The organism is Streptomyces sp. NPDC020379 (assembly GCF_044387105.1).
Lineage (GTDB): Bacteria > Actinomycetota > Actinomycetes > Streptomycetales > Streptomycetaceae > Streptomyces.
Genome location: NZ_JBIRVR010000007.1, coordinates 76,946 through 89,535, shown reverse-complemented (window position 1 = coordinate 89,535; position 12,590 = coordinate 76,946). Strand labels below are relative to the sequence as shown.

At 74.5% G+C, this 12,590-nt stretch carries 6 protein-coding genes; 4 read left to right on the top strand and 2 right to left on the bottom strand.

Annotated features, from left to right (window positions below; translation table 11 throughout):
- Positions 1 to 317: 317 nt before the first annotated feature.
- On the bottom strand, positions 318 to 1,940 hold the full coding sequence (locus ACH427_RS11670; RefSeq protein ID WP_398869257.1) for a neocarzinostatin apoprotein domain-containing protein: 1,623 nt from the start codon (positions 1,938 to 1,940) through the stop codon (positions 318 to 320).
- A 205-nt stretch (positions 1,941 to 2,145) separates the two neighbouring features.
- Here ACH427_RS11670 and ACH427_RS11665 point away from each other — a divergent pair, with 205 nt between their 5' ends.
- Entirely contained in the window at positions 2,146 to 2,544 is a 399-nt protein-coding gene (locus tag ACH427_RS11665) for a hypothetical protein (protein ID WP_398869256.1), read from the top strand.
- A gap of 11 nt (positions 2,545 to 2,555) precedes the next feature.
- Here the strand turns inward: ACH427_RS11665 and ACH427_RS11660 are convergent, their stop codons facing one another.
- Positions 2,556 to 3,425 carry an LLM class flavin-dependent oxidoreductase gene (locus ACH427_RS11660; protein WP_398869255.1) on the bottom strand — a complete coding sequence of 290 codons (870 nt, stop codon included), beginning with the start codon at positions 3,423 to 3,425 and terminating at the stop codon, positions 2,556 to 2,558.
- 93 nt (positions 3,426 to 3,518) lie between these two features.
- Between ACH427_RS11660 and ACH427_RS11655 the strand changes: the two genes are divergently transcribed.
- The 3 genes from ACH427_RS11655 to ACH427_RS11645 all read left to right on the top strand — a co-directional run bounded on the left by ACH427_RS11655 (position 3,519) and on the right by ACH427_RS11645 (position 12,588).
- On the top strand, positions 3,519 to 4,046 hold the full coding sequence (locus ACH427_RS11655) for a GNAT family N-acetyltransferase (protein WP_398869254.1): 528 nt from the start codon (positions 3,519 to 3,521) through the stop codon (positions 4,044 to 4,046).
- Between the two features lie 93 nt (positions 4,047 to 4,139).
- Complete coding sequence (locus tag ACH427_RS11650; protein WP_398869253.1) at positions 4,140 to 5,513, top strand: tetratricopeptide repeat protein; 1,374 nt, start codon at positions 4,140 to 4,142, stop codon at positions 5,511 to 5,513.
- 289 nt (positions 5,514 to 5,802) lie between these two features.
- Positions 5,803 to 12,588 carry an SDR family oxidoreductase gene (locus ACH427_RS11645; protein WP_398869252.1) on the top strand — a complete coding sequence of 2,262 codons (6,786 nt, stop codon included), beginning with the start codon at positions 5,803 to 5,805 and terminating at the stop codon, positions 12,586 to 12,588.
- Positions 12,589 to 12,590 lie beyond the last annotated feature (2 nt).

Genomic DNA, 12,590 nt, shown 5'->3' with positions numbered 1-12,590 from the left:
CTGCCGGACCGTCCGCCCACGCCCCTGTCGGCCGGTGCTGCCACATCGGTGCCGTCGGGGCTGTGGCCACTCGGGCCGTTCGGGGTGGCGGCGAGGGACCGGGCGGCCTGGCGGGCAGCGCCCAGGGCCACGTACTCGTCGGGCCGCCGCACGGTGACCGGCATGCCGAAGATCTGGGCGGCGGCCCCGGCGACCACCGGGGCCTCCGCGGCGCCGCCGCTCAGCAGCAGGTGTTCCACGGGCACGCCCCCGCCCGCACGATCCGGTGGTGCCAGATCATCTTCTCGCGCGAGGAGGACCGGCCGTAGAGCGGTCTGTCACCGGTGGACCTTGACAGATGTCATGGGCGGGCCGGCTGCCGCCGACTGTGCCGGGCGGGCCGTTCGCGGCTGGCCGGCCTGTGCGAAGTCCAGCGGGTGGCGGACGGATTCCGGGCCCCGGACGCGGGTGCCGAAGACCACCAGCTCGCAGGCGTCCTGGGCGCGGCAGTCGACGGCGCGGCCGTCGATGCCGGTGAAGGTCGCGGAGACGGTCACCGTCTCGTCGATCCGGCCGTCGTCGCTGGTGGCGGGCGGCCTCGTGCGGGGGCGGCAGCCGGAGGTGTCGGCGGAGCCGGTGGCGCACTCCATGACGAGTACGTGGTACTGCGGTTCGTAGCCCCGGCCCGTCGCGCGCACCGGCCGGCCGTCCACCAGGTCCTCGTCCGGTGTGACGTCGAGGGTGGGCGGGGGCTCCAGGCGGCCGTGCGGGCGGAAACGCAGCGGAGCGGTGGCGAGCAGGGCCCCGGTGTTGTCGGTGAGGGCCAGGGAGCAGGGGGTCTCGGCGGGAGCCGTCCGGCAGTCGATGTTCCCGGCCGTGGTGCTCAGTTGGGCGTACAGCTTCTTCGGTGACTTCTCGTACGTGCCGTCCGGATACACGCGGAACTGGCGCCCGGTGGCGTCGTCACAGGTGGTCACGGATGCCGAGGGCCCGCATTGCTTGACCCAGACGCGTGCCTTCGGCGGGCCGCCCGCGATCGTGAACTCGACGATGTCGCCGTCCAGGAGGTCACCGGTCCGGTTCACCTCCAGCCGTGGACCGGCGGCGGGGGCGGCCCGCCGGGTGCGGGCGGAGACCGGGGACAGCAGATGCCACGCGTCCCAGTCGCCGGACGCCGTCTGATAGACCTCCCAGGTGCGGTCCCTGTTCCACTCGCGGGCGGTCAGATGGAGCCTGCCGTCCGGGAGCTGTTCCACCGTGCTCGGCTGGCTCAGCCCGGCGTTCGGATCCGGGAGCTGCCCGGTGGACCGGACCGGGCCCCAGCCGTCGCCGGCGGTCCGCTCGTGCCGGAGCTGCATCGCGTTGCCGTTCCCCGGCCCGGAGGCGAAGGCGTCGATGCTGCCGTCCCGTTCCTTGAACAGCACGACCCCACCGTGGTACGGCGACGGTGCGAGACCGAACGTTTCCGGGGCACTCCAGCCTCCTTCGCTGTCGTCCTCCACCGTGTGGCAGAACGCGCCGAAGGTGGGGAACAGCAGTTCCAGGTCGCCCGCGGAATTCTCGATCGCGGCGATGGAGTAGTTCTTCGGGCCCACGGTCGTCGTGCCCACCCGCTGCCAGGCCCCGTAAGCGCCGCCCGGCGCGTCCTGCTCACGGTGCCAGACGAAGGGCAGGCCCCTCGTCGCCGTGGTGTCGTAGAAGAGCTGGAGCTGGGCTATCCGGCCGTCCGCGCGGGCCACGGAGACCAGGCTGCCGGGAACCGGGTTACTGGCCAGCCCCTTGGCGCCGGTGTCCGTGGAGCACGCCGCCCCGGAGACCGTTCCGGACGACGCCGCCGGGGCGGACGCGCTCGCCGCGGCGGGCACGGCCACGGCCCCGGCGCAGGCGAGCGCCAGCGCGGCCGCGCTGTGCGTCAGCGCCCCAACCCGTCTGCCCCGCAGCCCTCTTCCTCGTAAAGCCATCCGTTCCCACCCTTCAGATCGGCCCCACAACGGCAGGGGAGCATCTTCGTGGCGCGAGACGGTCACTGCCAGCCTGTGATTTCGGCCAGATCCGCACGGCGTGGCCCGCCCCACAGATTCCGAATAAGCAACCCATGTCCGAAATAAGAGGACATCGTTAGACGTGGCGGAACCGACAACCCCAACTCCGCCGAAAGGGAGCCTCATGAGCGCTGTCACCCAGCCCCCGCCCGCGGTCCGCGAACTGCGCTACGCCGCGGACCTCACCCTCGCCGACGTGGACGCCCTGGAAGCGTTCCTCACGTCGCGGACCGACGACGTACGGCGCGCCAACGGCTTCGGCAATGGCGTCTACTGCACCGTCGTGTCCTTCCAGCACGCCCTTTTCCTCCTGTGCCGGGAACTCCGTGACGTGTTCGAGTGCGACGACGGTTCACGCAGTGCGCTGCGCGCGAAGTTCCGCCTGTGGAACCAGCTGTGCGGGATCGCCGGCCCCTGGGCCGACACCGTCGGGTACGACAACGCCCGTTGGCGCCGTGCCGACGGTTACGACGCGGTGGGGCGGAGCGGGAGCGTGCGATGCCGGCGCAAGCGGCTGTGGTGACGCGGCCCCGGTCAGAGTGCGGGCGGGCCCAGTCCGGCGCGCCGGACGACCGTGCCGAGGTGTGACAGCCCGGGGTGGTCCATCGGGAGACGCTCGTCCCACCAGGTGGCGCCCGCGTCGAGGAGCGGCCCGATCACGTCGCGTGCGGCGGCCGGGGCGTTCGCGGGGCTGACGCCTTCGACCACGAACTCGAAGGGCGCGTCACGGCGGTCGTCGGGACGGTGCCGGCGGACGTAGGCCACCAGGTCGCGGACCTCGTCCACCGGCGGAGTGCGGCCGTGCCGCGCGGACTCGAAGAGCGGCACCGCGCCGTCCCAGTGGGCGGCACGCCGCATGGGCCTGCGGTTCGGCCAGAAACCGGCGACCCACACCGGCGGGTGCGGGTGCTGCACGGGCCGGGGCAGCAGCGCCACGTCGTGGGCGTGGAAGTGACGGCCGCGGTGGGTGACCCGCTCGCCCGACCAGTACCGCTCCAGCAGGCCCAGCCCCTCGTCGAGGCGCTCGGCGAGCACGGCCTCGTCGGTGGGTTCGCCGAAGCTTCCGTACTCGTCCTCGACCGGCCCGCCCAGGCCCGCCCCGAAGACCACCCGGCCACCGCTGATCCGGTCCAGCGTCGCCACCTGCCGCGCCAGCTGATGCGGCCGCCGCCGGGGCACCGGCGTGACCAGTGTGCCCAGCCTGATGCGCGTGGTGGCCAGCGCGGCCGCCGTCAGCAGCATCCACGGATCGCCGACGGGACGGGGATCGTGCTTGCGGTGCACCACGTGATCCCACAGGAACAAGCCGTCCCACCCCGCTCCCTCCACCGCCACGGCCAGGGCCGCCACGTTCCTGGCATCGGCGAAGTCGCCGAAGTTGGGGACGTTCATGGAGAACCGCATGCCGGCATGGTGGGGCGGCGAGGCATCGCACCGCAATGGGTCCGCGGCCGAGCCACTGTGGGTACGAACTCACCCATATGTAAAGATTCCCTCATGGGTCAAATCGACATCATTCCTATGCAGCTGTCCCATCTGGATGGCGTGCTCAGCCTCGGCTACCGCGCGTACGACGTCGACGCCATGCCGTACACCTCGTGGTCGCTGTCCACCGTCGCCGTCCACTGGGACGCGCAGCCCGAAGCGTGCTGGGTCGCCGTGGACGACGAGGGGCTGATCGGGTTCGTGCTCGGGTCGCTGTCCTACGACGAGCGTGAGGACTGGGGGTATCTCGAATGGATCGCGCTCGACGAGCGCGCGCGGGGCAAGGGAGTCGCCAGTGAGCTCGTCGAGCGGTGCTGTGCGGCGCTCTTCGCGGCCGGCGCCTCCCGGATCATCACCGACGTGGAGAGCAGCAACAAGGCGTCGGCGGCCCTGATGCGCCGGGGCGGCTTCACCGAGGGCGTCACCGTGACCCTCTTCGTGCGGACCGGCCCCGACAAGGCGCCGACGGCCGCCCACCCGCCGCGCGACCCGGCCCGCGCCCGGCTGCGCCGCGCCGCGCGCGCCACCGGCGCGCGCTGACCCCTCGCCGGCGCGGTGTCCGTCGCGGACCCGCGGGGCAGAGATCCCTCCTGCTCGAAGTGATCCCGAGTGATCCCGTAGGAGGACGACGTGGTGACGGACCGGCATGCCCACGTGATGACGTACACCGACGCCGACGCCGTGCGGCTCTACGAGCGGGCGCTGGACAGCCTGCTCTTCTTCCGCGGGGAGGTGGCGGCGGAGGCCGCGGCGGTGCTCGACGCCTCGCCCCGGTCCGCCATGGGCAACGTCCTCGGCGCCTACCTCGGGCTGCTGGGCACGGAGGAGAAGGACGCGGCCGAAGCGGCCACGGCGTTCGAGGCGTACCGCCGGGCGGTGGACATGGCGGACCTCGGTCCGCGCGAGCGCATGCACGTCGAGGCCGCCTCCCGCTGGCTGGACGGCGACATGCGGCACGCCGGCCGCGTCCTCGGCGAACTCGTCGTGGCCTGTCCGCGGGACGCCCTCGCCCTGGCCGTCGGGCACCAGCTCGACTTCTTCACCGGCGACGCCGCGCTGCTGCGCGACCGCATCGGCGGCGCCCTGTCCGCCTGGGACACGGACGATCCGCACTACGGGCTCCTCCAGGGCATGTACGCCTTCGGCCTGGAGGAGTCCGGGCACTACACCCTGGCCGAGCGCGTGGGCCTGGAAGCGGTGGAGCGCAACGCGCGGGACGTCTGGGGCATCCACGCCGTCGTGCACGCCTATGAGATGCAGGGCCGCTACGAGGACGGCATCCGCTATCTCGACGCCCGCACCGACGACTGGTCGACCGGCAACTACCTGAATGTCCACAACTGGTGGCACTACGCCCTCTACGTCATGGAGACGGGGCGCGTGGACAAGGTCCTCGCCGTCTACGACGCCGCCGTGCACCACGACGGTTCGGCCGGGGCCGCGATGGAGCTCCTCGACGCCGCGTCACTGCTGTGGCGGCTGTACCTCTCGGACGCGGACACCGGTGACCGCTGGCCCGCGCTCGCGGACGCCTGGGCGCGACGGAACGACGGTGCCTACTACGCCTTCAACGACGTGCACGCCGTCATGGCCTACGTCGGAGCCGGCCGCACGGCCGAGGCCGGACGCCTCATCCGCGACCGGGAAGCCTGGCTGCGGGACACCGTCGCCGGGCGTACGGGCGGGTCCAACGCCCCGATGACCGCCGAGATCGGGCTGCCGGTGTGCCGGGCGCTCGTGGCGTACGGGCAGCGGCGGTACGCCGACGCGGTCGGCCTGCTGCTGCCTCTGCGGCGCCGCCTCCACACCTTCGGCGGCAGCCACGCCCAGCGGGACGCCCTCCAGAAGACCCTCGTCGAGGCGGCCCTGCGCGCCGGACACCACGACCGCGCCCGCACGCTGCTCAGCGAGCGTGTGAACCTGCGGCCCGACTGCCCCTACGACGCGAACGCCCGGGCCCGCCTCGCGGCACGGCGGCAAATTGACGAACAGTCAACTCACCGGTGAAGTACGGGAGTTCCTGAAGTTTCATGGGATCGGGTGAACGGATGTGCCGGGGGTGAGGTCTTGAGGCTTGTTGTCAAGCGGAATATGATGCGCGGGCGCTGACAGGACCCCCGTGCGTGCAACTGTGCGCGGTAGGGCCGGATTTGCATCTCCGGCCGGGTGTGTACCACAGTGATCCGGAAGTCTTGCTGTGGGGAAGTTGCGACTGCGGAGGCGGGAGCGCTCGTCCTTGCAACCGGCTCCTTTGGCATCATCCAGCTTTCAGAGTCCCTGATGGGGAGCCGCCTCCGTGGTGCAGACCGTGATCGGTGTCAGTCCTTTCGGAGAGGCCGACTCTCGGGTCGTCGCCGCCGTGCGCGGGGCCGGAGGGCTCGGAGTCCTCGACCTCGGGGACGGGGGCCGCCGCGCCCGCGAAGCCCTCGCCCTGGCGCGCCGCTGGACGGGCGGCGCCTTCGGCGTACGCGTCGCGGAAGGCTGCGCGCTCTCTCCGGACGAGCTGTGCGAGCCCGGCGCCGCGGGCCCGCACACCGTGCTGCTCGCCCCGGGTGTCAAGTGGCCCGCGGGCCACGGCGTCACCGTCCTGGCCGAGGTCCGCTCGCGGGACGAGGCCCGCGCCGCGGTGCGGAGGGGCGCGGCCGGAGTCGTCGCGCGCGGCAGCGAGTGCGGCGGGCCGGCCGGTGAGCTGTCCACCTTCGTCCTGCTGCAACAGCTTCTCTCCGACCCCGCGTTGGGCGTCCCCGTCTGGGCCTGCGGCGGCATCGGGCCGAACACCGCCGCGGCGGCCGTCGTCGCGGGCGCCGCCGGTGTCGTGCTCGACGTACAGCTCGCGCTGCTGGAGGAAGCGGCCACCCCGCCCGCCCTCGCCCGCCTGCTGCGTACGGCGGACGGCACCGGGACGGTCCTCGCCGGCGGCGAGCGCCTGCTGGACCGCGACCGCCCGGGCACCCCCGCCGAACTGCGCGACCGCCCCGTCCCGTTCGGACAGGACGCCTTCCTCGCCCGCCGCTTCGCCCAGGACCACCGCACGGTGGGCGCCGCCGTACGGTCCGTGCGCGAGGGCATCGACCGGGCGCTCCGGGACCACGGCGCGGCGGCGGCGCTGCGCCCCGGATCGGCCCTGAGCCGCTCCTTCGGCACCGGGCTCCCCGTCGCGCAGGGCCCGATGACCCGGGTCAGCGACCAGGCGCGGTTCGCCTCCGCCGTCGCCGAGGGCGGCGGCCTTCCGTTCATCGCGCTGGCCCTGGCCGGACCCGAGCGGGCCAGGACCCTCCTGGAAGAGGCCAGGGCCGCGCTCGGCGGGCGGCCCTGGGGCGTGGGCATCCTGGGCTTCGCGCCGGACGACGTACGCGCCGCCCAGCTGGAGGCCGTGCGCGCACTCCGGCCCACCCACGCCATCCTCGCCGGCGGCCGCCCCGCGCAGGCGGCCGCGCTGGAGGCCCACGGCATCCGCACCTTCCTCCAGGCGCCGACACCCGGGCTGCTCGGCCAGTTCCTCGACGCGGGGGCCCGGCGCTTCGTCTTCGAGGGCGCCGAGTGCGGCGGCCATGTCGGGCCCAGCAACTCCTTCCCGCTCTGGGAGGCCCAACTGGCCGTCCTGGAAGACTTCCTGGAGGGCGGGCAGCGGCAGATCGAGGTGCTGTTCGCGGGCGGGGTGCACGACGAGCGCTCGGCGGCGATGGTGGCGGCCCTCTCCGCCGGGCTCACCCGGCGCGGCGCCGCCGTCGGCGTCCTGATGGGCACCGCGTACCTCTTCACCCGCGAGGCGGTGGAGTGCGGCGCGGTCCAGCCGCTCTTCCAGCGCACGGTGCTCACCGCGCGGAGCACCGTCCTGCTGGACACCGCGCCGGGACACGTCACCCGCTGCGTACCGAGCCCGTTCACCGACACCTACCGCACACATCAAGAGGAGCTGCGCCGGCAGGGCGTCCCCAAGCGGCAGGCGTGGGAGCGGCTGGAGCGGCTCAACCTCGGGCGGCTGCGCATCGCCAGCAAGGGCGTCGAGCGGGTGGACGGCGAGCTCCGCGAGGTGGGGGAGGGGCGGCAGCGCGACGAGGGCATGTTCATGGCCGGGGAGGTCGCGGTGCTGCGCGACGCCACCACCACCGTCACCGCACTGCACCGCGGTGTGACGGACGGGGCGGCCGCCTTCTACGAGCGGCGGGCCGCGGAACTCACCGGCGGCGAGGGCCGGGAGACGACTCCCGCGCCGGAGCCGCTGGACGTCGCGATCATCGGCATGGCCGGCATGTTCCCCGGCGCCCCCGACCTGCCCGCCTTCTGGGCCCAGGTGCTCGGCGGCGCGGACGCGGTGACCGAGGTGCCCGAGGGCCGCTGGGACCCGGCACTCCACTACGGCGAGGGGGCGCCCGCGAGCGACGTCTCGGTCTCCCGGTGGGGCGGCTTCCTGCCGGCAATCCCCTTCGACCCGCTGCGCTTCGGCATTCCGCCGGCCTCGCTCGCCTCCATCGAACCCGTGCAGCTGCTCGCCCTGGAGGCGGCCCGGCGAGCCCTCGCCGACGCGGGCTACGAGCACCGCGACTTCCCGCGCGAGCGCACCGGCGTGGTCTTCGGAGCCGAGGCCGGCGGCGACATGGCCAACGCGACCACGCTGCGCACCGTCCTGCCGTCCTACCTCGGCGGACGGCTCCCGGAGGATCTGGCGGAGCAACTGCCCACGCTCACCGAGGACTCCTTCCCCGGGATGCTCGCCAACGTCATCTCCGGCCGGATCGCCAACCGGCTCGATCTCGGCGGTGCCAACTACACCGTGGACGCCGCCTGCGCCTCCTCCCTGGCCGCCGTCGACGTGGCCTGCAAGGAGCTGGTGACGGGCGCGGCGGACCTCGTCCTGTGCGGCGGCGCCGACCTGCACAACGGCATCAACGACTACGTGCTCTTCTCGTCCGTGCACGCGCTGTCCCCCACCGGCCGCTGCAAGGCGTTCGACGCCGGGGCGGACGGCATCGCGCTGGGCGAGGGCGTCGCCTGCGTGGTGCTCAAGCGGCTCGCCGACGCGCGGCGCGACGGGGACCGGGTCTACGCCGTCGTCCGGGGAGTCGGCGCCTCCAGCGACGGACGGTCCCTCGGCCTGACCGCGCCCCGCCCGGAGGGCCAGCGCGCGGCGCTGGAACGGGCCTACGCCCAGGCCGGGATCTCCCCGGCCCGGGTCGGTCTGATCGAGGCGCACGGCACCGGCACGGTGGTCGGCGACCGCACCGAACTCGACGTGCTCACCAAGGTGTTCCAGGAATCGGGCGCCGAGCCCGGCGGCTGTGTGATCGGATCGGTGAAGTCGCAGATCGGGCACACCAAGTGCGCGGCCGGGCTGGCCGGTGTCATCAAGACGGCCCTGGCCCTCCACACCGGGGTGCGCCCGCCGACCCTGCACATCCAGCGGCCCAATCCGGGGTGGCGGCCGGAGAGCAGCCCCTTCGTCTTCCACCGGCGATCCCTGCCCTGGGCGGAGCCGGCCGGTGAACGGGTCGGCGGCGTGAGTGCCTTCGGCTTCGGCGGCACCAACTTCCACGTGGTCATGCGCGGGTGCGACGACGGGGCACCGCCGCGGCGAGCGGCCGACGCCTGGCCCGCCGAGCTGTTCCTCTTCCGCGGCGCGGCGGCGATCGAGGATCTGCTGCGGCTGGCGGAGACGCACGCGCCCGCCCCGGCCGACGCGCCTCGTCGGTCGCCGTGGCGGCTCCGTGACCTGGCCCGCACGGCGGCGCGCCGCGCCTCGGACCCGGCCGCCGGTCCCGTCACCGCCGCCGTGGTCGCCGCGGACCTCGCCGAGCTGCCCGGCCTGCTGCGGGCCGCGCTCGCCGGACAGGCGGCGCCCGGCGTCTTCACGGCTGAGGGTCCCACCGCGGGAGCCGGACGGGACGACGGTCCCACCGCCGGTGCCGAACGGACGCGCGGCAAGCTGGCCTTCCTCTTCCCGGGCCAGGGCAGCCAGCGGCCCGGCATGCTGGCGGACCTCTTCACCGCCTTCCCGCAGACGCACGAGCGGCTGCGCGGTGCCCCGGTCGCCGCGATGTTCCCCCCGGCCGCGTTCGACCCCGCCACGCGCGACGCGCAGCGCGCCCGCCTCGCCGACACCCGCCACGCCCAGCCCGCCCTGGGCGCCGCCGGCCTGGCCGTCCACGACGTGCTGACGGACCTGGGCATCCGTCCCGACATGGTGGCCGGCCACTCCTACGGCGAACTCGTCGCGCTCTGCGTGGCCGACGCGTTTCCCACCGAGGCGCTGCCGGAGCTGAGCGGGCTGCGCGCCGAGGCGATGCTGGGCTCCGCCGGGGACGAGCCGGGCTCGATGGCCGCCGTCACGGCGGGGGCGGCCGCGGTGGAGGCCGTACTGACCGGGGCCGGTCTCGCCGGCCAGGTGGTGGTCGCGGGCCTCAACTCCCCCTCCCAGACCACGATCTCAGGACCGGCCCGGGCGGTTGGGCGGGGAGCGGCGGCCCTGGGAGAAGCCGGGTTCGCGGTGCGGCCGCTCGACGTGGCGTGCGCCTTCCACAGCCCGATGATGACCGGCGCGGCGCGGACGTTCGCCGAGGCGCTCGCCACCCGGCCCGTGCGGGCACCGGAGATCCCGGTGTGGTCCGGACTGACGGCCACCCGCTATCCGGCGGACACCACGGAGCTGCGGGCCCGCCTCGCCGGGCAGATCGCGGCACCGGTGCGGTTCACCGAGCAGATCGAGGCGATGTACGAGGCCGGGGCCCGCGTCTTCGTCGAAGCGGGCCCGGGCACCGCGCTCACCGGTCTGACGCGCGCGGTCCTCGGCGACCGGCCGCACGTGGCCGTGCCCTTCGAGCCGCACTCCGAGGCGGGGCTGCGCGGCCACCTGGAGGCGCTGGCCCGGCTGGCGGTCTCCGGCGTACGGATGGACGCGGAAGCGCTGTTCGCGGGCCGGGACGCCGTGGTGGCCGAGCCCGGCAGGCTGCCGGAGCGCCCCGGCTGGCTCGTGGACGGGCACCTGGTGCGCACCGCGGACGGCGGGCTGCTCCCCGGAGGGCTGCGGCCGGCGCGGCGGATCGCGCCGCTGACCGGGACCAGTGGTGCGGAAGGGGCCGGGAAGGCGGGCCGTGAGGCCCTGCTCCAGGACTTCCTGCGCGGCAGCCGTGAACTGATCGCGGCGCAGCGGGACGTCCTGCTGACCTACTTCGGCGGGGTGGGGGAGGCCCCGCCGCCGGTCTCCGCGCGGGAGCCGGTTTCCCTGCCGGCCGAGGCGGCCCCGACGGAACTGCCCGTCGGGCTTCCTGCCGAGGACGAGCCGGATCTGTTGCGTACGGTGCTGTCGGTCATCAGCGAACGGACCGGCTATCCCGTCGAGATGATCGACCCCGAGCTCGATCTCGAAGCCGACCTGAGCGTGGACTCGATCAAACGGACGGAGATCGCGGGCGAACTGGCGAAGCGGGTGGGCGGCGCCGGGGCAGGCCCGCGCGGCTGGGACGACGCGGACCTGGAGAGCCTGACCCGCGCGCGTACCGCGGCGTCGATCGCCGCGTGGATGACCTCGCGCACGGACGGCACGGCGGACACGGAAGGCCCCGAAGGCCCCGAAGGCCCTGAGGGCCCTGAGGGCCCGGCGCAGCACATGGAGCAGGCGCCCGACGACGCCGAGGCGACCGAGCCGGCCGGAGCCGCGCCCCGGCGGTACGTACTCCAGCGCGTGGCACTGGACGACGCCCCCGCGCCGGACGGCGCCACGGTCCTGCGCGGCAGCCGCCTCCTCGTGCTCGGCGGAAGCGCCCGCGTCGCCCGGCCTCTCGTCGCCCGGCTCGGCGAGCACGGGGCACACGTCACGCACTCCGACGCCGTCCCCGGCCAGTCCGCCGGTCCGCTGGACGGAGTGATCCTGCCGGCCGCCCCCGTACTGCCGAACGCCTTCCCCCTCCTGAAGGATCTGCTCGGGCGCGGGCCGCGCCGGCTGCTGTGCGTGCGGTGGGCCGAGGACGGCCACCGCGACGGACTGGGCGGCTTCCTCCGCACCGTCGCCCATGAGTATCCGGAGACGGCCGTCCGCCTGGTGACCCTTCCCGGCGGGCAGGACGCCGACGGGACAGCCGACGCGATCGTCGCCGAACTCCTGGCACCCGACCGGGCCCCCGTCGTCGAACGCGCCGAGGACGGCCGGAGGTTCGGCATCGAACCCCGGGAGACCCCGCTGGGAACGCTGCGCACCGACGACGAGTCCACCGGGGAGCGGGCGGCCGAGGCACTCGGGCTCGGACCGGAGTCCGTCCTGCTCTTCGCGGGCGGGGCGCGGGGCATCGCCGCGCGCGCCGCCGTGGCCCTCGCGGCGGCCTCCCGCTGCCGGGTCGAACTCCTCGGCCGCACCCCCATGGCCGATGCCCCCGAACCGCCCGGCATCGCGGGCGTCACCGGCCGCGCCGCCCTGCGGGCCGCGCTCGCCGCGCGTGGTGGGCTCCGGCCCGCGGAGATCGAACGGGAGGCGGGGATCGTCCTGGCCCGCCGGGAGATCGACGCGACCCTCGCCGGGATCCGCGCCGCCGGTGGCGAGGCCGCCTACCGGTCCGTCGACCTGCGGGACGCGGAGGCCGTCGAGCAGGCGGTCAAGGAGACCCACGCCCGCTACGGGCGTGTCGACGGCCTGGTGCACGCCGCCGGAGTCATCGAGGACAGGCTCATCGCCGACAAGGACCCGGCTTCCTTCACCCGGGTGCACGAGACGAAGGCGGAGAGCGCCCGCACACTTTTCACCACGCTGCGCCGGCTCCCCGAACCACCGCGCTTCACCCTGCTGTTCGGCTCCGTCGCCGCCGTGCACGGCAACCGGGGGCAGGCGGACTACGCCGCTGCCAACGACGCCCTCGCCGGGCTGGGCCGGCAGTGGCACCGCTCCACGGGCACCCGGACACTGACCGTGCACTGGGGGCCGTGGGCCCCGGACCGCGTGCACGGCGGGATGGTCGGCCCGGAGCTCGCCCGGGAGTACGCCCGGCGCGGCATCGCCCTGATCGACCCGAGGGAAGGGACGCTCGCCCTGCTGCGCGAACTCACCTGGGGTGACGACGGCACGTGCGAGGTTCTCTACACCGCTTCGGGGTGGTGACG